Source organism: Cellulosilyticum lentocellum DSM 5427 (assembly GCF_000178835.2).
GTDB classification, from domain to species: domain Bacteria; phylum Bacillota; class Clostridia; order Lachnospirales; family Cellulosilyticaceae; genus Cellulosilyticum; species Cellulosilyticum lentocellum.
The window spans coordinates 2,867,774-2,891,273 of sequence record NC_015275.1 but is presented as its reverse complement, the minus strand read 5'-3'; the positions used below and the strand labels follow the sequence as shown (position 1 = coordinate 2,891,273).

At 32.1% G+C, this 23,500-nt stretch carries 23 protein-coding genes and 1 tRNA gene; 20 read left to right on the top strand and 4 right to left on the bottom strand.

Annotation, left to right across the window (positions count from 1 at the left end; all coding sequences use genetic code 11):
- The first annotated feature begins 7 nt into the window (after nt 1-7).
- From CLOLE_RS13255 to CLOLE_RS13240, 4 genes are all read left to right on the top strand, one after another.
- Entirely contained in the window at nt 8-1,399 is a 1,392-nt protein-coding gene (locus CLOLE_RS13255; protein ID WP_013657634.1) for a glycosyltransferase family 2 protein, read from the top strand.
- 139 nt (nt 1,400-1,538) lie between these two features.
- Entirely contained in the window at nt 1,539-2,255 is a 717-nt protein-coding gene (locus CLOLE_RS13250; protein ID WP_013657633.1) for an ABC transporter ATP-binding protein, read from the top strand.
- 4 nt (nt 2,256-2,259) lie between these two features.
- The gene (locus tag CLOLE_RS13245) at nt 2,260-2,940 is read left to right on the top strand and encodes an ABC transporter permease (protein ID WP_013657632.1); all 681 of its coding nucleotides are present in this window, start codon (nt 2,260-2,262) and stop codon (nt 2,938-2,940) included.
- Between the two features lie 208 nt (nt 2,941-3,148).
- The gene (locus tag CLOLE_RS13240; RefSeq protein ID WP_013657631.1) at nt 3,149-3,817 is read left to right on the top strand and encodes an HAD family hydrolase; all 669 of its coding nucleotides are present in this window, start codon (nt 3,149-3,151) and stop codon (nt 3,815-3,817) included.
- A gap of 25 nt (nt 3,818-3,842) precedes the next feature.
- Here CLOLE_RS13240 and CLOLE_RS13235 read toward each other — a convergent pair whose 3' ends face one another.
- On the bottom strand, nt 3,843-4,754 hold the full coding sequence (locus CLOLE_RS13235; protein ID WP_013657630.1) for a LysR family transcriptional regulator: 912 nt from the start codon (nt 4,752-4,754) through the stop codon (nt 3,843-3,845).
- 165 nt (nt 4,755-4,919) lie between these two features.
- On the opposite strand from CLOLE_RS13235, the gene CLOLE_RS13230 reads away from it, so the two are divergent.
- Nucleotides 4,920-6,137, top strand: coding sequence for a cation:proton antiporter (locus tag CLOLE_RS13230; RefSeq protein ID WP_013657629.1), 1,218 nt, complete (start codon nt 4,920-4,922; stop codon nt 6,135-6,137).
- A gap of 175 nt (nt 6,138-6,312) precedes the next feature.
- Nucleotides 6,313-6,987 (top strand): ERF family protein, encoded by a 675-nt coding sequence (locus tag CLOLE_RS13225; protein WP_013657628.1) that lies wholly within the window; start codon nt 6,313-6,315, stop codon nt 6,985-6,987.
- Between the two features lie 107 nt (nt 6,988-7,094).
- On the opposite strand, the gene dapA is transcribed toward CLOLE_RS13225, so the two are convergent.
- Nucleotides 7,095-7,973, bottom strand: coding sequence for a 4-hydroxy-tetrahydrodipicolinate synthase (gene dapA, locus CLOLE_RS13220; RefSeq protein ID WP_013657627.1), 879 nt, complete (start codon nt 7,971-7,973; stop codon nt 7,095-7,097).
- A 187-nt stretch (nt 7,974-8,160) separates the two neighbouring features.
- Here dapA and CLOLE_RS23815 point away from each other — a divergent pair, with 187 nt between their 5' ends.
- The 5 genes from CLOLE_RS23815 (at nt 8,161) to CLOLE_RS13195 (ending at nt 11,979) form a co-directional block, all read left to right on the top strand.
- On the top strand, nt 8,161-9,111 hold the full coding sequence (locus CLOLE_RS23815; RefSeq protein WP_083801282.1) for a DnaJ domain-containing protein: 951 nt from the start codon (nt 8,161-8,163) through the stop codon (nt 9,109-9,111).
- Between the two features lie 62 nt (nt 9,112-9,173).
- Complete coding sequence (locus CLOLE_RS13210) at nt 9,174-9,515, top strand: single-stranded DNA-binding protein (RefSeq protein WP_013657625.1); 342 nt, start codon at nt 9,174-9,176, stop codon at nt 9,513-9,515.
- A 116-nt stretch (nt 9,516-9,631) separates the two neighbouring features.
- A tRNA-Glu gene (locus tag CLOLE_RS13205) sits at nt 9,632-9,703 on the top strand.
- 141 nt (nt 9,704-9,844) lie between these two features.
- Nucleotides 9,845-10,438: a hypothetical protein gene (locus tag CLOLE_RS13200; RefSeq protein WP_013657624.1), complete on the top strand. Its 594-nt coding sequence runs from the start codon at nt 9,845-9,847 to the stop codon at nt 10,436-10,438.
- 47 nt (nt 10,439-10,485) lie between these two features.
- A complete protein-coding gene (locus tag CLOLE_RS13195; RefSeq protein WP_013657623.1) occupies nt 10,486-11,979 on the top strand; it encodes a hypothetical protein in 1,494 nt (497 codons plus the stop codon).
- A gap of 53 nt (nt 11,980-12,032) precedes the next feature.
- On the opposite strand, the gene CLOLE_RS13190 is transcribed toward CLOLE_RS13195, so the two are convergent.
- Together CLOLE_RS13190 and CLOLE_RS21920 are read right to left on the bottom strand one after the other, a co-directional pair.
- Nucleotides 12,033-13,187: a tyrosine-type recombinase/integrase gene (locus tag CLOLE_RS13190; RefSeq protein ID WP_013657622.1), complete on the bottom strand. Its 1,155-nt coding sequence runs from the start codon at nt 13,185-13,187 to the stop codon at nt 12,033-12,035.
- Complete coding sequence (locus CLOLE_RS21920) at nt 13,188-13,718, bottom strand: helix-turn-helix domain-containing protein (protein WP_013657621.1); 531 nt, start codon at nt 13,716-13,718, stop codon at nt 13,188-13,190.
- Nucleotides 13,719-13,863: 145 nt separating this feature from the next.
- Here CLOLE_RS21920 and CLOLE_RS13180 point away from each other — a divergent pair, with 145 nt between their 5' ends.
- From CLOLE_RS13180 to CLOLE_RS13145, 9 genes are all read left to right on the top strand, one after another.
- Complete coding sequence (locus tag CLOLE_RS13180; RefSeq protein ID WP_013657620.1) at nt 13,864-14,064, top strand: helix-turn-helix domain-containing protein; 201 nt, start codon at nt 13,864-13,866, stop codon at nt 14,062-14,064.
- A 5-nt stretch (nt 14,065-14,069) separates the two neighbouring features.
- Nucleotides 14,070-14,246 (top strand): helix-turn-helix transcriptional regulator, encoded by a 177-nt coding sequence (locus CLOLE_RS22495; RefSeq protein WP_013657619.1) that lies wholly within the window; start codon nt 14,070-14,072, stop codon nt 14,244-14,246.
- Between the two features lie 43 nt (nt 14,247-14,289).
- Complete coding sequence (locus tag CLOLE_RS21915; RefSeq protein WP_013657618.1) at nt 14,290-16,482, top strand: phage/plasmid primase, P4 family; 2,193 nt, start codon at nt 14,290-14,292, stop codon at nt 16,480-16,482.
- Nucleotides 16,483-16,779: 297 nt separating this feature from the next.
- Nucleotides 16,780-17,082 carry a hypothetical protein gene (locus tag CLOLE_RS13170; RefSeq protein ID WP_013657617.1) on the top strand — a complete coding sequence of 101 codons (303 nt, stop codon included), beginning with the start codon at nt 16,780-16,782 and terminating at the stop codon, nt 17,080-17,082.
- 181 nt (nt 17,083-17,263) lie between these two features.
- Entirely contained in the window at nt 17,264-17,755 is a 492-nt protein-coding gene (locus CLOLE_RS13165) for a hypothetical protein (RefSeq protein ID WP_013657616.1), read from the top strand.
- 325 nt (nt 17,756-18,080) lie between these two features.
- Nucleotides 18,081-19,187 carry a HEPN domain-containing protein gene (locus CLOLE_RS13160; RefSeq protein WP_013657615.1) on the top strand — a complete coding sequence of 369 codons (1,107 nt, stop codon included), beginning with the start codon at nt 18,081-18,083 and terminating at the stop codon, nt 19,185-19,187.
- Between the two features lie 193 nt (nt 19,188-19,380).
- Nucleotides 19,381-19,989 (top strand): recombinase family protein, encoded by a 609-nt coding sequence (locus tag CLOLE_RS13155; RefSeq protein WP_013657614.1) that lies wholly within the window; start codon nt 19,381-19,383, stop codon nt 19,987-19,989.
- A 61-nt stretch (nt 19,990-20,050) separates the two neighbouring features.
- Nucleotides 20,051-21,358, top strand: coding sequence for an SIR2 family protein (locus tag CLOLE_RS13150; RefSeq protein ID WP_013657613.1), 1,308 nt, complete (start codon nt 20,051-20,053; stop codon nt 21,356-21,358).
- Nucleotides 21,339-23,183, top strand: coding sequence for an ATP-binding protein (locus CLOLE_RS13145; protein ID WP_013657612.1), 1,845 nt, complete (start codon nt 21,339-21,341; stop codon nt 23,181-23,183). Before CLOLE_RS13150 ends, CLOLE_RS13145 begins: the two co-directional genes overlap by 20 nt.
- Nucleotides 23,184-23,500 lie beyond the last annotated feature (317 nt).

Genomic DNA, 23,500 nt, shown 5'->3' with positions numbered 1-23,500 from the left:
AGGCGTTATGGAATTAGAAGGTTTAAAAGAAGTATTAACAGGTGTTGTATTAGTTTATACACTTTGTAGTGTAGGAATAGCCGGTTTATTTACCATTATGGCCTATTATCATTTTAAAAAGTATAGACATTACAAAGCCTTTAAACAAGTATTGGTTGTAGAAAAGGGAGAAAACATACCAGTTTCTATTATTGTACCTGCTTATAATGAAGCTATTACAATTACATCAACTATACGTTCACTATTAGCATCAACCTATCAGCAGTATGAAATTATTATAGTAGATGATGGATCTACAGACGATACCTTAAGGGTGTTAGTTGAAGCTTTTCAGATGAAAAAAATTTTTAAACCTACTTTAAAAGCTATAGAAACACAGCCTGTTATTGAAGTTTATGGAAGTGAGCAAGAAGGTGTTAACCTCATTTTAATTCATAAAGAAAATGGGGGAAAAGCAGATTGCTTAAATGCAGGGATTAACTATGCTCAGTATGATATATTTGTAGGTATTGATGCAGATTGTATTTTACAAAAAGATGCTTTAAAAGAACTCATAGTACCGTTTATTGAAAACAAACAAACATTAGCAGTAGGTGGCAATATTAAGATTGCTAATGATGTTACTTTTAAAGAAGGAGAAATCGTAGCTAAGCAGAAACCAAAGAACTTATTAGTTGGTTTTCAAATGCTAGAGTACAAAAGAGCTTTTTTAACAAGTCGTATAGGATGGGACTTTATGAATATGAATCTCATTATTTCAGGGGCATTTGGTGCTTTTCAAAAATCAGCCGTTATTGAAGTGGGTGGGTATAAAACAAAGACTATAGGTGAAGATATGGAGCTAGTCATGAGGCTCCATAGCCATTTTCTAAAAGAAAATAGGCCATACGTAATCAAACAAGTAGTAGATGCTACCTGCTACACACAAGCGCCAGATACCATAAGAGGTTTAGGAACTCAACGAAAGAGGTGGCAAAAGGGCTTGATACAAAGTTTATTTTCCCATCCACAGCTGTTTTTAAGTTGGCGTTGGTTTGGAGCAAAGCTTTATTACATTTTATTTGAACTTATTTCGCCCCTTATAGAAATCTTTGGTATCGTTTCTTTAGTGGTATTAAGCGTATTAGGTTTAGTTGATACCATTTATGTGTTAAAACTGTATGTTTTTTTATTAGTTGCTAATGCTTTTGTGTCTATAGCAGCACTATTATTAGAAGTGTATGCTTTTAAAGAAAAAAACAATGAAAAAGTTATAGGTAAACTCATACTTTTATCTTTAATTGAAACAATGGGTTATCGACAAATTTTAAGCTTTTACCGCTTATTAGGCTTTTTAGGGCATAGGAAAAATGGACATAAATGGGGAGAAATAAAAAGAAAAGCAATTAAGGAACTTTAAATAAAAAGATGATTTCTTAAAATTAATTTGAAAATTTATAAACTTAATAAAGTGGTTTTAAAAAATTGAATAATTTCAATATTTTGTATATGATATAAGGAGGTTTATTGAAGAAGGAATGAGTTAGGGGGGAAAATAAGTGGAGATTATTACCACCAATGATTTATGTAAGCGTATAGGAGACAAACAAATTATAGACCATGTGAGTATTCATGTGAAACAAGGAGAAATATATGGTTTTCTAGGGCCTAATGGGGCAGGTAAAACAACGCTTATGAGGATGCTATTACATTTAGTAAAAGCAGATAGTGGAAGCATTCAGCTTTTTGGAGAAGAAATTAGTGAAATGCAGCCACGTTTGTTACGTCGCATAGGAAATATGATAGAGTATCCTATTTTTTATAATCATCTTACAGTAAAAGAGAACCTAGAACTCCAATGTAGCTACATGGAAATTGAGGCTGAAGAAAGTGTGGCCAATGCCTTAAAACTTGTACGTTTACAAGGTATGGCAAATGAAAAAGTAAGTCAGTTTTCAGCAGGAATGAGGCAACGCCTAGGCATTGCTAGAGCACTAGTTCATCGTCCAGAACTTCTTATTTTAGATGAACCTGTTAATGGCCTTGATCCTATAGGTATTAAAGATATCAGAGAGTTGCTTAAATTCTTGTGTAGAGAACAGGGAATCACCATTTTAATCTCAAGCCACATTTTATCAGAGATTGAGTTAATAGCAGATACCATTGGTTGCATTAAAGGCGGGCAGTTATTAGAAGAAGTAGCACTAGCAGATATTAAAGCAAATGAGCAGACATCCTTGGAAGAACACTTTTTGAATGTATTATCAAGGGGGTAGGGCAATGAAACAGTTATTATTGCTAGAAATGAAAAAAAATAATTTCAAGCAAATTGTAATGGGAGGGCTATTAACAAGTGGTATTTTATTAATTTATTTAATTATGTCAGGGGTATTAATGGAGGGAAGCTATAAGGATTATACAAGTTATTTCTCCAATGTTATTGCTTATAATAAAATTGTTTTTACTATTTTTGCAGGACTATTAATCATCCGTATGTTTAGTGAAGAAATAAATAGTAAGTCAATTAGTATTTTATTTACTTATCCACTTTCTCGTAAACGTTTGCTAGTAGTAAAAGTTATTCTTGTTATAAGTGTAACCATGCCTCTCATGTTTTTGAGTATGCTATTTCATTTTATTGTGCTTGCTATTTTAAACCTAGCATTAGGTTTTGCTCAAGGGAGTATGAGTATAAGTTTTTTTGTAAGCTATATAGTAGCTAGTCTGCTTCATAGTGCTTTTGCAAGTTTGGCAGCATTAATACCATTGATGTGTGATGTTAAATGGATTTCTTCTCAAAAAACCTTAATTGGTTCGGCTGTATTAGCCATTTTTCTTTATAGTATTAAGGGAAGTAGTTTATTTGGTATAGCACTTATTTTGGTTGTTTTAGCTGCAGGCTTGGGTATACTTTTAACCAGACGAGCCATTGCTGTTGTAGTGGATATGGATATTATGTAAGGATAGAGTGTTTAGTACATAAAAGAAAGATGTACTAAGCACCCTTTTTACTAAATAGGCCTTCAACACAAATGTAGGTACTTGTTTACATTTTGAGTTACCCAATATAAAAGATACTGCATGATGGGTTTCACTCCTCTTGAACTATTGTTATACTAATAAGGTAATAAAAGCAGATTCATGTAGAAAAATAGGAGGAGGAAATATAGTGAGACCAGAGCTTGTCATTTTTGATATGGATGGATTGATGTTTGATACAGAACGTGTTTACTATGAAGCATGGGAGCAGGCAGCTAAGTTTTATGGTTATGAATTTAATTGGGATATTTATATTCAGTTAGTAGCTAGAAATAGTAGAACCATTGGCATGATCTTAAGAAAGATTTATGGAGAAGATTTTCCGTATGAGGAAGCAAGTCAAAAGAAAAGAGAGCTAGCAGACCAAATACTTGAAAAACAAGGAATAACGAAAAAAGCTGGACTGATGGAGCTTTTAGATTTTTTAGAAGCAGAAGGCATTTCTAAGGCAGTAGCTACTTCTAGCACTAGAGAAAAGGCTTTAGCTTATTTAAGCTTAGGTGGTGTAAAGGAACGCTTTGATCATATTGTATGTGGCTCAGATGTAGTGGAATCTAAACCTAACCCTGAGATTTTTCAAGTAGCGGCTCAGGCATTACAAAAAATACCTGAGAAGTGTATGGTTTTAGAAGATTCTAAAATGGGAATTAAAGCAGCTAAAGCAGCCGGGATGTATGGTGTTTTAATCCCTGACTTAGTCAAAGCTGATGATGAAATGAGGGAAGATGCAAGCTTTATTTTATCAAGTCTTCATGAAGTGATTGATTTAATTAAAAGCGAAAAGCAAGTAGTGAAATAAGTCACTGCTTGCTTTTTTAGCTTCTTTATGAATTCCTTATAATGTGTTTGTATTCTGTATTAATATATTGTACGAAGCTTTCTAAAAATAAATCTGTAATAGGAGAAGTAGGTAAATCTTTTGGAAGTAGGGAAGAAAATGCAATTTTATAGGAAGTATTAAGCTGAAGTACCTGAATAGTAGTTAAGGAGCCAAGCTGTTTAATCATAGATTTTGGAATCATAGCAATTCCTAACCCATTTTTCACGGCTTCCTTAATGGCATAATTACTACTTAAAACCAATTTACTTTTAGGAATGATTTGATGAGCCACTAAAAAAGCATCTAAAGCTTCCCTAAGACCAGAACCATGCTCTCTTGTCAACCAGCGCTGTTTATGGAGAAGATGAGAAGCTAATAATTCTTCATTAAAGAGATAGCTGCTAGGAGCAATAAGAACGAGCTGGTCTTCAAAAAAGCATTTTTGTTTAAAGGAAGGAATGGAAAGCACACCTTCTACTAAGGCTACATCAAGTTGCAAAGTTTTCATCTTACTAGTAATCTCAGCTGTATTACCAATAGATACTTCGATGTTAATATCTTGATAGTGGTTACAAAAATCCGCTAAAAAAGAAGGAAGCAGATATTCACCAATGGTAGAAGTAGCACCAATTTTAAGATGGCCCTTAAAAGAACTATTAATATGATGGAGTTCTTCTTTGGTAGTATCAAGTAATGACAGAAGCTGCTTACTTCTCTTATAAAGCAAATGCCCGCTTTCAGTAATCATAATCTTTTTAGGCTTCATAGAACGCGTAATAAGGAGTGTATTAAAATAAGATTCTAAATGCTTAATATGTACACTCACACTAGGCTGAGATAAATTAACCTTCTCTGCAGCTTTAGTAAAACTCTTTTCTTCTACGACAGCAATAAAAGTTTTGAGTTCCTCTAGCATAGTTTTGTCTCCTTTATTATTAAAAAAATTAATCGATAGTATATAAATTATTTATTTTACTTATGACCTAGATATTATTATACTAAATTTTGCTTAGATAAACGAGCCAAATTATAGTATTTTATAGCATGTCATAGGGAACATGCAGAGCAGGAGAGGAAACATATGTCATATCATTACTTACTTGACTTAGCCATTATTTTAATGAGTACTAAAATATTAGGCTTAGTTACTAAAAAATTTCATATGCCACAAGTGGTTGGAGCACTTTTAGCAGGACTTATATTAGGACCAGCTATGCTCAATATAATACAAGAAACAGAATTTATTAAGCAAACGGCAGAATTAGGGGTAATTGCCCTTATGTTTGCAGCAGGTCTTGAAACAGATATTAAAGAAATGAAAAAGACAGGTAAAGCTTCTATTATTATCGCGTTATTTGGTGTAATCATACCGCTTCTAGGCGGACTTGCTGTGGCAGCACTTTTAAATACAAAGGAGTTTGCTGTACCAGAAACACCTATGATTTTACAAAATATTTTTGTAGGGATTATTTTAACAGCTACCTCTGTAAGTATTACTGTAGAAACACTAAAGGAGATGGGTAAACTTTCTACATCAGTAGGAAATGCTATTTTAGGAGCAGCTTTAATTGATGATATACTAGGGATTATTGCACTAACTTTAATTACAAGTTTAGCAGATACAAGTGTTAATGTAGGAATTGTATTATTAAAAATTGCTTTATTCTTTGTATTTTCAGGAATTATTGGTTTTGGATTCTATAGATTCTTTAGAAAATGGACTATGAAAGATGATGAAGACCGTCGCCGTTATGTCATTATTGCTTTTGTATTTTGCTTACTTTTAGCGTATATTGCAGAAGAAGTGTTTGGTGTGGCTGATATTACAGGTGCTTTTCTAGCAGGACTTATTATTTCTAATACAATAAAAAGAGATTATATTAGTCATCGTTTTGAAACCATGTCTTATTTACTTCTTTCACCGGTATTCTTTGCTAGTATTGGCTTAACAGTAGAAATAGAGCAAATGTCAATACAACTCATGATCTTTGCAGGAGCATTATTAATAGTGGCTATTTTAACAAAGATTATAGGATGTGGTATAGGTGCTAAATTTTGTGGCTATTCAGGTAAGGAGGCTCTACAAATAGGTACTGGAATGATTTCAAGGGGTGAGGTAGCCCTGATTGTAGCAAGTAAGGGAGCTAGCCTAGGTTTGTTAAGTACGGTACTATTTGGACCTATTGTTATTATGGTAGTTGTAACTACTATCTTAACCCCTATTTTGCTTAAAATGGTTTTTAAAAACTCAGAAGTTGAAAATAGAACGACTGAAAAAAAGACAGTAAAAGTTGCTTAAAATAAAAAACTAATAAATGATTTTACATAAAGAAACATCTTAACATTTTGTGTTAAGGTGTTTTTTATTTTGACAAGGATTTCTTGTTATAAGCTTTTTGAAGTTGCAAAAGCTATAAGTAAACCAATTTAAAAATGTAGTAGAAACTACAAAGGAATAAGAAAGGAGGGCAAAAATGAGAAAGAGTGATAGTATTAAACAAATTGGTAGTGCTTTAGCTAAGTTTAATGGTGAAATTACTAGCATTGCCAAGGATGCAGAAAATCCACAATTTAAAAGTGAATATGTGACCTTAGATGCTTTAATCGAAGCTACAAGGCCTATTTTACAAGCCAATGGCTTATCCATTTTGCAATTCCCTTTAACTAGGGAGGATGGTCAAATAGGTGTTCAAACGGTGCTACTTCATGATAGTGGTGAATTTATTGAGAGTGAACCACTTTATATGTTACCTACGAGGATAGCTAGAGGGGGAGGCTATGAAATTGCCAAAGACCCTCAAGCAGCGGGAAGTGTTATTAGCTACTTAAGAAGATATTCTTATCAGGCGATTTTAAACTTAAATACAGGGGAAGATGATGATGCCAATAAAGCAACAAAAGGGCAAGAAAAAGAACCTGTGAGAGGCATAGCCATTAAAGAAGAAATCAGTATGTCACCAGAAGCAGCAGGAGCAGTAGTTATTCCCTTTGGCAATAAACATCGAGGAGAAACTTTAAAACAAGTTTATAAAACAGATAAAAGTTATTTTGATTGGTTAAGTGAGAAATCAAAGGATCCTATGATTAAAAAAGCCTGCGATATTATTGTAGAGGCAGTTAAAAGCAATCAAATTGAAAATAGCAAATAACTTATTTTAAAAAGTGAAAATGATATTAGGATTGACATAAAAAAATCAAGAGGGCCTAGGCTCTCTTGATTTTTTGTAAAAATTAGAGCTTAAAGTAAAGATAAGGACTAAATTAAACCATAAGCTTTTAAGGTACGAGATAAAAATTCTTTATTAACAGGATCCATAGGTACTAATGGTAATCTGCAATTACCGACTCCCATACCCATCATATTCATAGCTTCTTTAACAGGACTTGGACTTGCTTCAATAAAGAGAGCATGAACTAAGTCTAATACACCAAGTTGAAGTTCACGACTACCTTCAATATCGCCAGCCATAAATTTTGCTACTATATCATGGGTATCACGAGGGATAATGTTAGCCATAACAGAGATAACACCTAAGCCTCCCATTGCTAATAGAGGGAGAACATTAGCATCTTCTCCTGAGTAGATGGCAAAATCAGGGCCACAAAGCTTACGAATCTCGCCAACATGAGCGAAATTACACTCTTTAATACCTACGATGTTTTCGATTTCTGAAAGTGCTTTAACAGTAGTTGGTGCCATATCTAACACTGTACGTCCCGGTACATTATAAAGAATAATAGGGAGGTTAGTACTGCTTGCAATAGCCTTAAAATGTTCATAAAGTCCTTTTTGTGTGGTCTTATTATAATAAGGTACCACAGATAAAAGAGCATCAGCACCGACTTCTTCTGCATATTGACTAGTGCCAATGGCATGACGTGTATCGTTGCTACCAGCACCGGCAATAACAGGAATACGTCCGTTTACTTGCTCTACGCAACATTTAATAAGGGCCTTGTGTTCATCCATAGGTAAAGTAGCAGATTCACCAGTAGTACCACAAACAATAATGGCGTCTGTACCTTCAGCAATATGCCATTCAATGAGTTCTTTGAATTTATCAAAATCTACACCTTGTTCATTAAAAGGCGTAATAATGGCTACACCGGATCCAGTAAAAATAGGTTTTTTCATTATATTTCCTCCAAAACGACTTAATACATAAGTCTATTATACGACTTTCATCAGAAATTAACAACGATATGAGAAAGTAGTAAAGAGTTCTACTTTATCATATTAACAAAGAAAGTTTAAGGTGCACGCTTTTCATCGACAATTCTTGCCAAGGATTAGCAGAACATAATGCATCTTAGCTTTAAATATGATAAAATGGGACAATAGATTTTATAGAAGAAGGGTGTTAGGTGACACGATGTTTATAGTTGATTTTTTGATGGAGCTTTTGGGTCTTGGAATGAGCCTTTTCTTATGGCTGATTAAGTTTGCTTTAGCAGGCTTAGTAGGTGCCATTGCTTATTTTAAAGGGAGAAACAGTTGGATATGGGCAGGATTAACGTTAATTTTACCTTGGCCATTTCCAATTTTTATACTGATAGGTATTTGCTATATGCCTAAAAAATATCCTAAATTGCCAAAGGAAATCAGGGATGAACCAGCTTTTAAAGATAAAAATCCTGTCATTGCTTCAATGATGGCTTTATCAGCTATGATTGCTAAGTCAGATGGTAGTGTAACAAAAGATGAAATTCATTTTATAAAGCAGTTTATAGCAGGGCATTTTGGAATGAGTGCATCAGAGCTCAATAGCTATGCTGAAGCTTTTGATTATGGTAAAGATCATCCTGAGCATTATCAAATTTTTACCCAAGTGGTCAAGACTTATTATGGTCATCGCCGAGATATTATTTTAGCATTAGCCTATCTATTCATAGGTATTGCTATGCAAGGTGGAGATACCAATACTGCTAAAGAAAATATGACAAGACAAATTTTATTAGACCTAGGTATTTCAGCTTATGAATACCAAGCTATTAGAGCAGCCTTTACTGGAGAAAGCTATGGCTACCAAGGTGGAGGCAATCCAAGTATGCAAAGCAGAGAAGATTTGGTGAAAAAATATTCTGAAGTATTAGGTGTTAGTCCTGATGCAAGTCTATCAGAAATCAAGAAAGCTTATAGAAAGCTTGTTAAAGAATATCATCCAGATAAATTAGCTTCTGGTAGCGTTCCAGAAGATTATATTGCTTTTGCTAATCAAAAAATTCGCGATATCAATGAGGCTTATGAATATTTAGAAAAAGTTAAGAGTTAAGCAAGAAAAGTGTATAATATTTGAAAAAGTGAGTATACTCCTAAAAACAAAGGAGGTACACTATGAATCAAGTGAATTTAATGGGCAATGTTACTAGGGATTTAGAACTTAAAGAATCTGCAACACATCATAAATATGTACAATTTGTTTTAGCAGTGAATCCAATAGGAAGCAAGGATAGATCAGCAGACTTTATTAATATGGTAGCCTTCGGTACACAAGCTGAACGTCTATCCAGTTATGTGCAAAAGGGTACCAAATTAGCTGTATCAGGCCATTTAGCAAGTGAATCATATGTTAATAAGGATGGCGCTCAAAGGACAAGCACTAATGTGGTTATAGAAACCTTTGAACTTGTGGGTAAAAACAAGTCTAAAGTAAAAGAAGAAGCCGTAGAAGCTTAACCTAATACTAGAGGGGCTAATAGCCTTTCTAGTATTTTTTTACTTAAACATAAAATAAAAAATATTTATTTGATATTGAAAAAAATAAAACAGTGTGGTAAACTAATACATGTTCCGGCCCATTGGTCAAGCGGTCAAGACGTCACCCTCTCACGGTGAAATCATGGGTTCGATTCCCGTATGGGTCATTCATTGATAGACAAAAGGTCCAGCTAGAGATAGCTGGGCTGTTTTTGCGTTAACTGCAAATAAACTGCAAATTTTTGAGTTTACTTTTATAAAGCACACGTTATTTTATTTATAATAAATAGGAGGATATACTAAAGATTATGTTAGAAAATATAGGCGCAGTAGTTGATTTAGTAGGTGGTGTACAGACAATATTTTCAGCACAAAATGAGGTCAGTGAGAGCACAAAAATAAGACAAAACTGTTTAGTATTACGTGAATGTAAGGCAAAATTATTTAACTCAGATAATCCATATTCTGAACTAGATGAGAGTACATTTTCATTACTAAATTACAATGACTATGGTTATGGATGGATGAATATAGAATTTTGTTTTGATATGGTAGAGATGTATGCCTATGCACCATTTTATGCAGCATGTTTTGCTATAAGGACTAATAATGGTATTACATCTAAGTTGAATGGGCATCCTAAATCTAAGTGTGCATCTAAAATAAACTGCAATAATCAGATTGTTGTAGGTGTTACATATTATTTTCGAGATGAGGAAGAGAGAACAAAAATACTTAATGCATCTAAGATAGCTATTGAAGGAAACATTGCATTTAAGAAAAAGAAACCAGTATATGGCGTTTTATGTTTTTTAGCCAAAAAAGAAGATGGATGGCATATGGAGGAATCTAATACTTTATTAAGGCTAGATGGGATTAAAATCACTAATCTAATTCATTAATGTTTGGATTGATAATCATAGTAATCCTATTATAGGGGGATGAGCATTTGCTAGGGGAAAATCATTATTGTACTTATGGTGATATTGGTAGAATTTTAAATAGATATTGTTTTGAAGAAAAAATGCGTATATGTCATAAATATTCACATAAATTAGTTGATGTTAATGGAGCTATTAACGTAGAAAAAATGTTAAGGTTAAGGATTCCATATCCTTGGGAATTAGAGACTTTTGTATTGTTGGCTATTACATCAAATAAGGAATATAATAACAATAATTTCGATGGTAAAGAAGAAAAAAAGTTTATACATATGATTAATGCTATTCGAAATTATGTACCTAAAAATTTGGACGAAAATGGATTGGCAATGATGCTTGTAAGTTTGGGATTAAATCAATTTTATCCACAAGAATGTTTCTATTATAGGCTGTTTAAATATAGTTATATATTAAATTATAAAAGTGAAAATGTTGATGTACAAAAATGCTTTGTTGATAAGTTTGGCGTTGGTTTTAATGAATTTATGGAACTTGGATATTTTTTAAATACTATCTATAGTATTCCTGACAAAGTTAATATTAATAACATTGTAAACTATGTACTGAATGAGTTCTATCCTAATGCATATAGTGCTTTATCAATTACAAGAGATGAATATATTAGACAATTAAAGTTAGTGACAGATAAACCAGAGTTATATATATATTGCCTGAGACCTTCGTATACCTATGCATTTATTCAAGAAAATAATTATGTTTATTTTCCTTTGCCACATCTTATTAAGAGAAATGTTTCTTCATCGTTATTATATAGGATTACACAGAATAATGATTCATTGCGACAAAAGATTGGTAAAGAGGTTCTAGAAAATTATTTGTATGAGCTACTAAAAAATTCTATGTCATATGATGAAATATTTAAAGAGGTTGATTATGAAGAATCAAAGAAAGATACTGGAAAATCGTTAGATGTTCTATTAAGAGAAAAGGACCAGTATTTATTAATAGACAGTAAATCTTCTGTACCAAGTATTGGCTTAAGAGTAATGGATAAAAGAAGTTTTGATAAAACCATAGATATTATGGGTAAAATAATTGTTCAGGTCTATAATCAGCTAACTAAAGCATTCGGAATAAAATATAATCCGTTTATTTCAGATATAAAAATTACAAGGGAAAATACATGGGGTATAGCAGCAATATTGGAAGATAATTATATTCCACGGCATTTAATCTATGAAAATGCAGCTCAAAAGTTAAAGATTGAGAGTGGTTCATCAGCGTACATATGGATGAGTAATCATATAAAAATCGTTAGTTTTTATGACATTGAAAGATTTTCACTTATTGGTGCTTCTATAATTGAGGCATTAATCGATCAGGAGAAACGTGGAGAATATAATAGTTTTTCGTTAGGGGAATTACCTCATTGTCAGAGGACGATAGTAAATCAAGAGTATTTAAGATTTAGAGAAGATAATTCTAAACGATTCCTTAAAACTGTAAATAAACTTTGTGACATGGGAGTTATTACTAGATGACAGTGAAAAATCTATTTTATAAAAATAAGCTCAGTTAAAGTGTACTGAGCCTTTTAATAAGTAAAGATTTGATTAATTGTAGTAGCTACTTCTCTTTTGCTATCATCTAAGACATGACTATAGATATTATAGGTAGTAGTAATGTTTTTATGTCCTAATATATCACTCACATATTTAATGTTTACGTTGTTTTCAAGTAGTCTAGTAGCCAATGTATGCCTTAAAGCGTGTATACCTACACCATAGACAGTTGTTGCAGTTTCACCTTTATAAACTTTATTTGGATTGATTTTAGCAGCAGTACAGATGCGATCATGCATATGATTAACTGTAGATTCATTGGTGTCAAACACGAGGCCATCTTCTTTTTCAATTTGTTTTAGTTCCTCAATAAGGATATCAGGTATATATATGAGCCTGATACCTTTTTTAGTTTTAGGCTCTTTAATCACATCCTCCACAATAAAGTTCCCATCATCACTGTAGACTCTAGAACGTTTCATACTTTCTTTGACGGTAATAGTACCTTGCTCTAAGTCCACATTCTCCCATTTAAGTGCAAGAACTTCTCCCAGTCTCATACCTGTATAAAGAGCAAGACGAAGGAAGAGGCCGTTTGGCTCAGCTTTTGAGGCTTCTATATAACGTAACTGTTCTTGGGTCGTTAGGATTTTGATTTCCTTAGCTTCTTTAGCTGTTTTTGGGATAATAATGCCATCCATTGGATTATATCTAATAAAGTTATTATGAATAGCTGATTTAAACGCCTTATTTAATAGGTTTTTTATTTTTTGTAAGGTGGCTTTTGCCTTATCGGTTTTATTGTTGAAATATCGTTGTATTTGTGTATGTGTAATGCATTGTAAGCCTATGTCACCAATATAACTATCTTTTATATGCACCTCATATAGATTAACATAACGGTGAAATGTAGTAGGTGCGACCTCATGAATCACATGAACAAATAAGAACTGATAAACCCATTCAGAGAGCGTTACAGTTGTTTTATCAAGTGGTTTACCATTAAGTGCCACATCCATTTTATAAGCATCTACTTTTGCCTTTAATTCTTTTTTAGTTTTGGCTCTAAAATATTTGTATTTTTTAGTACCATTAGCATTTCGTATACCTGTATCAACGGTAGCAGTATAGAGTCCGTCTACATTTTGTCCTTTCTTTCTAGTCTTTTCTTGTGTAGCTTTGGTCATTTAATCCTCCTGTTCGTTAAATTGGTTAAGCTTATATCCCATAAAATTATCAATCTCCTTTATAAGATTGGTATGCTCTGGGTCATTAATGAATTGCATGGGATTAGCAATGATACAGAGTTTGTTGAGTAGTTTATTCATAGCATCAATATAGGCATGAGCATCATGCCTTGTATAAGGTACATTATGCTTATTTAAGGTATTCGCTGTTATATTCTCTATGAGTATCTCTAAGTTAGTACCAAGCCCATTTATGGCATCATCAGGCGATCCGGCTAATAAAGAGAGATTTTTAGTAACCTCTGCCATTGGTGCATGATTAAGAGCTACTGAGTTATTAAGATTACCAAGTAATTCATAAGGGGTAACTTTAAGAGTAACCGCTAATTTTTCTATAGTTTCTAAATTAGGTTCCCTTTCTCCCTTTTCATATTTTCTTATTGTAATCTCTGCTATACCCAATTGTTGAGCGAGTTCTTTTTGAGTTAATTTTAGTTTTTTACGTGCAGTCTTAATATTATTACCTAACATATTTCCTCACTCCTTCATTATGTAATTTACCATAAACGATACAAAATGTATACATAATATTTTGAAACAGTATTGACTAGATACAAAATGTATCTTATAGTTAAAAGGTATTCGATACAAAACGTATCTAAAAGGAGGTAGAGAATTGAAAATAGATACACATAAACTTTCTGTTGAAATTGCAAGAAATTGTTTTTCAGCAGAAGAATTATCGAAATGTGCTGGTATATCTAGAGTGACCTTACAACGCTTAAAAAGTGGTAGACAAGTGGCAAGGCCACAGACAATAGGTAAATTAGCAAAAGCATTAGAAGTCAAAGTAGAAGATTTATTGAAAGAGGAGTAACGAGCATGAAATTATTGACACCAAAGCAGACACAAGTGATTACGGGATTGAGTACAACTGCAACTTATAATATGTTCTGGTCCAAAGGCTTTCCTAAGATTGTATTAGGTAAAAGAGCATTAAGAGTAGATGAACAGGATTTATATAAGTATTTACAGAGCAAGAAACAGGTTATGCACTAATAATATAAAAAGACATTTAAGGAAGACATGCAGGAGGAAAGATTTGAGGATCGAGGATTTATTAGAAAGATTAGAAAAGGTAAAAAAGAATGGAGCAGACTCATATATTTGTTGTTGTCCTGCTCATAGAGATAAAGAACCAAGTTTATCAATCAAAGAAACGGATGAACGCATTTTGTTACATTGTCACGCAGGATGCAGTACAGAAATGATTCTAGGTGCTATTGGACTAGAAATGAAATATCTCTTTAAACAAAACAACACCTATACTCTAACTTGGCGAGAAAAAGTAAAGGTGTGGCAAGATCCTAAAAAGGGTGATTTAAGATTGGAAGCCTTATATCCCTATTATGATGATCAATTGCAAAATGTATTGTACTATAAGGCACGATATGAGGGCAAGGAAATTCGTCATTTTCGTGTAAAGGAAGAAAAAGTGATTTGGAAGAATGTTTTTAAGAACATTAATAAGACACTTTATAATAAATCAGCTATTAAGGAAGCGAAAGAACAACAGAAGCCTATCTATTACGTAGAGGGTGAGAAGGATGTCCACACACTACAGCAATTGGGACTTTTAGCCACCACAGCAGGAGGAGCCACTGCATGGTTAGAGGATTTTAAACAATACTTTGAGAATCTAGATGTAATCATTTTTCAAGATAATGATGAAGCAGGTGAGCAACTAAGTAAGAAAATCTGTGCTGACCTAGCAGTAGTTGCTAAAACTATTAGGGTGGTCGTACCAAGCAAAGAACCACATGGTGATGTGACGGACTACCTAGAAGAAGGGCATACCAAGCATGAACTCTTAGAGCTTATTGAGCAAGTAGAAGAGCAGAAGCGAATTAGTGAGCCTTATAAGAATTATCGATTAGATGATACAGATAATGCTCATACGATGGCCATAATGTACAAAGATAGACTTTGCTTTGCCTATGATATGAATAAATGGTATCTATACAATGGCATTAAGTGGGAAGAAGATAGAGTAGATGGTGTTAGAATACTGGCTGGTAAAATGATTGAACGTATGGGGCATGATTTTGCTTTAATCTTAAGTAAAATGCCAGAGGGCAGAGAGAAAAAGAAACAAACTTTCTTATACAATATGCACCTTAAAAATTGCAGAAGTTATAGAGGAAAGAGTTCTATTTTGAATGAGACTAAGCATTTATTGCCGATTGTGTCTACACACTTTAATCAGCCAAGACACCTTATTAATATGCCAAATGGCACTTACGATATTAATGATAAGCAACTTAAAGAACATCGAGCGACAGATTATCTTTCGCAAGTTACCAATGTTGCATATGTAGAAAATATAGCAGCTCCTAATTGGGAAAAATTTATAAAGCAGATTTTCTTAGGGGATAGAGAGTTAATGAGGTATGTTCAAAAGGCCATAGGTTACAGTTTAACAGGCTTTACTCATGAACAGTGTATGTTTATTGGGTATGGTGATGGAGCCAATGGAAAAGGGGTATTTAAGGACATTTTAAGTTATATACTAAATGACTATGTGAAGTGTCCACAGGCAGAAACAATCTCTCAAATTAGGCAAGGATCAGAGGCAAGTCCTGACATTATCAATTTAATGGATGCACGTTTGGTCGTATGCGTAGAAAGTAATAAAGGAGTACGATTTAATGAAGGATTAATTAAGCAGCTTACAGGTGAAGATAAGGTCACAGCAAGGCGTTTATATTGTGAACCGACTTCTTTTTTGCCACAGTTTAAACTATGGCTATTTACGAATCATATGCCAGAGGTTGTAGGAACGGATAAAGGGATTTGGAGACGGTTAAAGGTCATTCCTTTTAAACTGGATTTGCCAGAGGAAAAGAAAGATAAGCATTTAAAAGAAAAGCTTATGAAAGAAGTAGGGGGTATTTTATGGTGGTGTATTCAAGGTATCCATTTATATTTGGAGGAAGGACTAAAAGAGCCGCCAGCAGTTATTAATCTAGTACATGAATTTAAAGAAGAAAGTGATACATTAGGTCTTTTTCTTAAAGAGTGTACGATTCATAAGGAAGGATCAAAGGTACAAGCAAAGGATTTGTATACCAAATATGTAGAATGGTGTAGAGCTAATAATGAAGTACCAGATAACAAAACAAGATTTGGCTTAGATATGAAGAAGCGCATTCCTAAAGAAAGCGATGGAAGGAATGTTTATTATAGAGACATAGCATTGGTATTAACAGTTAGCCAATTTGTTAATGTAAATTAGCAGTAGTTTGTAGATAGTTTTTCGGTAGTTTAGTAGGTAGAAGAAGTTAGAGATATCAAGGGCTATCGGTAGTAGAGATAGTTAAAAGGATAAGTAGTTTGTGTATAGATCTAATTAATAAGAAGACTTTAAAAGGATAAAATAGTTTATTAGTAAAGCTAGGTTTGGGTGTGTACTACCGAAACTAGCGAAGCGTATGATAATCAAAGGATTTGAATGTGACAGCTACCGATTGGACTACCGCAAGAACCCAGGAAAATGATAACGAAAAAGAAGAAATTGAAAAGGAAAACAAAAATGTATATCGATTTAAATCAAAAGAAATATATTAATAGCTATTATGTAAAAACAATGGAAAGAGAGGGTTCGGATGTTTATTTTAGGGATAAACATAACAAGATATTAGGAATTAAGTCATTTAATACAGTAGAGCAGGCAGAAGCCTATTGTGAAGAAGAGTTTTGCAGAAAGACAAATCTTTTAGCTGAAATAGCATATCAAATTGAAAATATGTCTGATCATATGAGTGAAAATACAGAGCATTTATATAAAGAAATAAGGCAAATAAGAGAGGTTTTATATTTTGTATTAGCACCATAAAGAGACTTTATTAGGAACAGAGGTTAATAATAAAATGCCTATCCCCCCTAGTTTCAAGGGAAAAAGGTGAATATAGAGGTCGACCACGAGAGGCGATACGCTCACACAAAATTCCTGAAATGAAATTTTTTGAGGGGGATAATTTTTAAAAATGAAAACATAAGCGAGGACATAAAAGAAGATGACTAAAAGAGAGAAAACAAAGATTGCAAACTGCCTTGTTAGGGCGATTAAAACGAAAAAAGCAGTTAATAAAGAAACGTATAGCTTTTTAGCAAACTGGATTTATAGTGGAGAAGATGAAAGGCAAGAAGAATGGCTAGAAGTGTGGGAAATGGTTTTAGAGCGATATACACCAGAAGAGACACCTATACTGTTTAGAGCAACCGATTATATTAATGATGGAAAAATAGAAAGTTATACAGGCAGAATGTATGCAGCAGAGCGATTTTTAAAGAGCTGTGGAGAGGAAGGAAAGATTCTTATTTGTGATACAGAGAATTATTATGGCGTGAGATTTTATCCATTAACTCAGTTGCTGAGAAATGAGTTGGAAATAGAAGACTCACTCTTTAATAAAGGATTTATGGTGCAATATATAGGGGAAGATGAATATATAATGCGAACGGATGTAGAGTGTATGTCAGTATATAGGTATGTAGAAATTGCATAAGTAATGAAGTATAGGGCACCTAGTAATAGGTGCCTTTTGTGTCGGAAATAGAACGTTGGTTGCTTTATCAGTAAGAAAATATGTTATTTGTATGACAAAATGTGACAGATGATTAAAGTCACATATGCTATATTTATGATGAATAACATAAATTATCAGAAGAAATATAGATATAATTTTAACAGATATTACTTCTAACTAGACGATAGATTGGGGCATAAAGAATATTGATTCATTTAGGCAAGAAGAAAAATGAAAGTATTTTATTTTAGGAAAATTAATAGTATAGGAACACTAAAATTCTGGTTATTTCATGAGGTGAGTAATGTTAATAATACCAATTCAAGGAATAAGAATAAGATATAAAGGTATCATTAGAATTATTGTTAGAGCCTACACAGCTAAACAAATGGCAACAATACTTGGAATAGATATAAATACTACTAATGGTAATGATAAAGAAATGTATCTAGAGAAAATAGACTTTGCAGATAAAAGCAAGTTGAAATTAGCTATTGATTTAAGAGGTGAAGATAATAAGGAAGCGGATAGGGTAATCACAAAGTATAGAGACTGTAATACATTTGCATTATTAGATGTTCATACTAATCGATATGTGGATATTTTTGATTTAAAGGTTGCAATTAGTATATTGTATATAGCGAATAGATGGACAGAAGAGAATACTAAATCATTTTTTAAACAAGTTATGCTTATAGATGCATATCATACTAATGGTGGGTGTAGGCGAACAGAATGTGCAATAAAAATAGGGGATAGAGCTTTTGATGAAAATGATTTTGAGCTTACAATTCCTAAATATTATACATCTATAGAAGATAACTATAATAGCATAGTATCACCCCTTAGTTATTTAGAGGATATGAGTATTAATGAGAATATTAGTGATACGGTAGAAAAATTATTCTTAAGGATAATACTACATGATAAGGTAGCTAATAGTATTAGGTCAGCATTAAATTTACTTTATTCTAATCTTACTTATACTAATCTGGATACGGTAATACCAACATATGCTACAATATTAGAAACCTTACTATTAGGAAAGAATGAAAGTAATCAGAGAAAAAAAGTTGCAATTAGATCTGCATGTTTAATTGCAGATTCAGCTAATATAGAAAAGAAGAGATATATTGCTAATTGGGTATACTACTTTTATGAATTAAGAAATAAGATAGTTCATGATGGAGTAAGTCATGTTGAGCTAAGAATTGAATATGGAGTTATTTTTGAGCATACAATATCATTCATAAGTCATTTAGTTTATAATCTTATAAAGTTATTTGTAGAAGAAGAAATTAGTTCGCTGAATAGTGTTAAGCGAATAGTGAAGAAGAATATTAAGCAAGATAAATTAGATAATGGTTTTGAGTATATTAATGAAAACAGAATAATGTATTATGAAGAATAGTAGTAAATGATTCGAAGGAATGTGTAAAAGAAAACAAATGATTTCATTGACAATTTTAAGTATATATCAAACCCTATAAAAGCGCATAAAAATAGTGGAAAAGTGTAAAAGAAAATTAAACCACCTTTTTGTTGACGAATATAGATAGACAAGTTATGATTAAGTCAATAAATGACAAAAGGTGGAAATTAGAATGACTACATATGGATATGCAAGATGTTCAACTAATGAAAATAAGCAGGATATTAATAGACAGAAGAGAGAACTTAAAGCTTTAGGTTGTGTGGATGAGAAAAATATATATTGGGAATATGAAAGTGGTACTAAGGTAGATCGAGTTGAACTAAATAAGTTATTAGATAAGGTAAAAGCAGGAGACACAATAGTTACTACAGAAGTATCACGTATTACGAGAAGTACTAAGCAGTTATGTGAGATTATTGAAAAGGTAAAAGAAAAGCAACTCAAGTTAGTAATTGGTGGTTTTGTAGTAGATTGTAGCAAGGGTGAACTTGATGCTATGACTGATGGAATGCTTAAGATGATGGGTGTATTCGCTGAGATGGAACGCAATATGATTAGTGAACGTGTAAAGAGTGGCATGGCAAATGCAGTAGCTAAAGGTAAAGTTATAGGAAGGCCTATTACAACAATTGAGAATTTACCTAGTAGTTTTATTAAGCATTATCCTAAATATAGAAGTAAAGAAATAAATAAATCAGAATTAGCAAGAATATGCAGTATATCTAGGCAAACGGTACATAAATATGTAAAAGTATATGAATCTGCAGAGGAAAAGTAACTAACATATTTTAATATGTCTTATACAACTAGTGAAAAATTTGTTATGGGGTGAATGAAATATGGCACAAATAAAATACTTATACGATGAACAATTTATTAGTGATATGGTTGAACTTATAGAGTCAAATAGTATAAATTTCTTGCTAGGAGCAGGATTCTCTGCACCATTACTAGGGACTCTAGGAAATATAGAAAAGGTTATGGAGATAATCAAGAAGGATAAAAATAATAAATATGTGGCATTGGAAAGCATATTATACTTAAAATTCTTTGAGGAGTGTATTTACCCTATTGATCAACATGCCAATAAAACAGATTTAAAGGCTCAAATAGAGTTTATTAGTATGATAAAACATATTTTAAATAAGCGAGAAAGTGCAACATTACATAAGCAAGTAAATATTTTTACAACTAATTATGACGTTTTTTTAGAACTATCATTTGAGGAAGCGAATATTGTATATAATGATGGATTTGTTGGGCGAATAATACCATATTTTTCAACAGCACATTACAATATGATTTTTGAGAAGCAAGTATTATTTTCTGATAGAGTGACTGAGATACCAATTGTTAATTTGTTTAAAATACATGGTTCTATTACATGGAAAAAATACAGTGATAGCAGATTTTGTTATGGAGATTATAAACAATCTTTAAATGAATTTAATACTCATGTACATGAATTAATTGATACTAAGAAAGATGAAATAAGAGAAATATGGGAGAAGGTAAAAGGTGCAAACTGGAATGAAGTGAATAAATTGTTTATTGATGAGTTACTTGAAAATTTTAATGTTGAAGATGCTGATTTAAACAATATATGGAAACCATTAACTAAAATGTATCAGGAATCATTTAAGATAGTAAATCCTACCAAAGAAAAATTTAGTGATACATTATTGGATAAGAACTATTATGAGTTATTAAGAATTTATTCTAATGAATTAGAAAAGAATAATGTTATTTTAATGGTATTTGGTTTTTCATTTGCTGATGAACATATTCATGAAATTACATTAAGAGCATTGAATAATCCATCTTTAATCATGATTATTTTTGCATATCAAGTAAAAGATATTAATTCATTTATGGATAAATTTGAGTTGTTAAATAATGTTTGGATTGTAACTTTAGATAAAGAAAAAAATGGAAGTGTTATTGAAGGAGATGAAACTTTATGTGAAGAGGCAGAAACAGAAGAAACAGAAGAAATAGAAGGAGGGAAAAATGAGGAAGAAGTTGCGTGTGCAGTACAAGAGACAAAGCTAGATTTAATGCAGTTGAATAAGTTCTTAAGTTCTTCTATATTAAGTAAAAAATTTGGCAAAGAGAGGGAAACTAGGTATGGATATCGAAATACTTAAAATAGGGGAAGTTATTGAAGTTAGAGGGCAAAAGGTAAGAGCCAAAGTCTATAAAGATAAAAATGAATCAAATTTAAATTATTGTGGGGAAGTAATTAAGAATGTATCAGTGGGCGGCTTTGTAAAAATAAGGAAGGGATTTCAAGATATAATTGGAAAAATAGAAGGAGAATTTACGTTACTAAATCCTAATAAGCAGGTTATTTACTATGATAAAGAGGAGCAAATTCATAGAGTAATTGAAATTAGTTTAATAGGATATATGGATAGACAAGATAGATTTCATAGAGGGCTATCTGAGTTACCATTAATATCAAATTACGTATATATACTTTCTGAAGAAGAAATACAAAGTGTATTCGCATTTTCAGCTAATAATGCTTCTACGATAACTATTGGAGAAATTATAGGGTACAATAAGTATAAATTAAAAATCGGAGTTCAGAGTTTGTTTGCAAGCCATATAGGCATATTTGGAAATACTGGAAGTGGTAAATCGAATACGTTGGCAAAGATATATAAGGAACTATTTGATATATATAAAGAAAGTGAAGTATTTAAAAATAGTAGTAAGTTTCTTATTATTGACTTTAACGGTGAATATGAAAATACAATATCAAATGTAAATAAAAAAGTATATCATCTATCGACAAGAAGAGGAGAAGAGTTATTCCCAATTGATAAAAAAGCCATTGAAGACTTAGAATTTTGGTCAATTATTCTAGAAGCAACTGAAAAAACACAACAGCCTTTCTTAAAGAAGTGTATTCAAAAATTTAGTGCATCAGTACAAAATAATAGTATACTTAATGAAATAAGAGAAATGATAAATAGTATTTATGACTATGCTGATAAATTTAGTACGCTAAAAAAGTATTATAAAGAAATATTGAGTTTGGGATTTGATAATTGTTCTGCGGAAGTGGATAATTTATTTGGAAAGCTAGCATATCATAGTACTAGTAGAAAGTTATACATAATCGATCAAGCCAATATTTATTTTAATAGTGAAGATGATTTTAAGCATAATCAGTATGTGATAAATTTACTGCAAGTTATTACTCAAGATAATCTAAAATACAAAGATGAAGAAGAGAACATAGATGAATGGGATAGATTTGAGTTTATAGTAAAATTACAATATGCAAATGATGTAGCAAGGGGGTATATAAATGAAGAGCATATTGCCCCATTACTTAGACGATTAGACAATCGTTTATTAGAGATAAGAAAGATTTTTAAACTTGATAATGCTGATGTTATAGATGAAAATTTACAGATAATATCATTGGTCGAAGTTAATATTGAGATGAGAAAAATTATTCCTATGATAGTGTGTAAGAGGGCATATGATTTTCATAAGTTACAAGAAAATCAGAGTAGTTCATTATTTATAATAGTTGATGAAGCACATAATATTTTATCTAAGCAATCGGATCGTGAGAGTAGCATGTGGAAAGATTATAGGCTTGAATTGTTTGAAGAAATAATCAAAGAGGGAAGAAAATTTGGGGTATTCTTAACTATATCAAGTCAGAGACCATCTGATATTTCCGAAACTATTATTTCACAATTGCATAATTATTTTTTACATCGTTTAGTAAATAATGAAGACATTAAAGCAATTGGAAGGAGCGTTTCATTTTTAGATGGAGCATCATTTGAGATGATACCTATTCTTCCGCAAGGTGGGTGTATTATGACGGGAACTGCATGCAATTTCCCAGTACTTATAAAGGTAGATAAATTGGAGGAAAAATATCAGCCACAAAGTCATACGATTAACTTAGAAGCATTATGGAGTGTAAGCGAGGGCGAAAATTAATAACTGCAAATTTTACTGCAAATAAATTTAAATAAACACCTATGATTCAAAGCAAAAAATGAAAAACAAGAAAATAAATAAAAGGCTCTTAAATACTTGAAAATACTAGCTGTGCATTGAGTATCAAGTATTTCATTAAAAATACCTTTTTCACCCTCTCACGGTGAAATCATGGGTTCGATTCCCGTATGGGTCATAAAGTATATAGCTAAAGCTTAGGATATCAATAGATACAGGCTTTAGCTATTTTTGTTTTTGGGTTGCAATAATTCAAAAACTTGTAAATAATTTGCAACGTTATTTTAAATGATATAAAA

Coding starts and splice junctions, on each gene's coding strand:
- CLOLE_RS13225 (WP_013657628.1), top strand. CDS start 6,313: ATGAGAAAGAGTGATAGTATTAAACAAATTGGTAGTGCTTTAGCTAAG.
- CLOLE_RS13190 (WP_013657622.1), bottom strand. CDS start 13,187: ATGACCAAAGCTACACAAGAAAAGACTAGAAAGAAAGGACAAAATGTA.
- dapA (WP_013657627.1), bottom strand. CDS start 7,973: ATGAAAAAACCTATTTTTACTGGATCCGGTGTAGCCATTATTACGCCT.
- CLOLE_RS13230 (WP_013657629.1), top strand. CDS start 4,920: ATGTCATATCATTACTTACTTGACTTAGCCATTATTTTAATGAGTACT.
- CLOLE_RS21920 (WP_013657621.1), bottom strand. CDS start 13,718: ATGTTAGGTAATAATATTAAGACTGCACGTAAAAAACTAAAATTAACT.
- CLOLE_RS13150 (WP_013657613.1), top strand. CDS start 20,051: ATGGCACAAATAAAATACTTATACGATGAACAATTTATTAGTGATATG.
- CLOLE_RS22495 (WP_013657619.1), top strand. CDS start 14,070: ATGAAATTATTGACACCAAAGCAGACACAAGTGATTACGGGATTGAGT.
- CLOLE_RS13165 (WP_013657616.1), top strand. CDS start 17,264: ATGACTAAAAGAGAGAAAACAAAGATTGCAAACTGCCTTGTTAGGGCG.
- CLOLE_RS13145 (WP_013657612.1), top strand. CDS start 21,339: ATGGATATCGAAATACTTAAAATAGGGGAAGTTATTGAAGTTAGAGGG.
- CLOLE_RS13155 (WP_013657614.1), top strand. CDS start 19,381: ATGACTACATATGGATATGCAAGATGTTCAACTAATGAAAATAAGCAG.
- CLOLE_RS13235 (WP_013657630.1), bottom strand. CDS start 4,754: ATGCTAGAGGAACTCAAAACTTTTATTGCTGTCGTAGAAGAAAAGAGT.
- CLOLE_RS13160 (WP_013657615.1), top strand. CDS start 18,081: ATGTTAATAATACCAATTCAAGGAATAAGAATAAGATATAAAGGTATC.
- CLOLE_RS13200 (WP_013657624.1), top strand. CDS start 9,845: ATGTTAGAAAATATAGGCGCAGTAGTTGATTTAGTAGGTGGTGTACAG.
- CLOLE_RS23815 (WP_083801282.1), top strand. CDS start 8,161: ATGATAAAATGGGACAATAGATTTTATAGAAGAAGGGTGTTAGGTGAC.
- CLOLE_RS13210 (WP_013657625.1), top strand. CDS start 9,174: ATGAATCAAGTGAATTTAATGGGCAATGTTACTAGGGATTTAGAACTT.
- CLOLE_RS13170 (WP_013657617.1), top strand. CDS start 16,780: ATGTATATCGATTTAAATCAAAAGAAATATATTAATAGCTATTATGTA.
- CLOLE_RS13255 (WP_013657634.1), top strand. CDS start 8: ATGGAATTAGAAGGTTTAAAAGAAGTATTAACAGGTGTTGTATTAGTT.
- CLOLE_RS13245 (WP_013657632.1), top strand. CDS start 2,260: ATGAAACAGTTATTATTGCTAGAAATGAAAAAAAATAATTTCAAGCAA.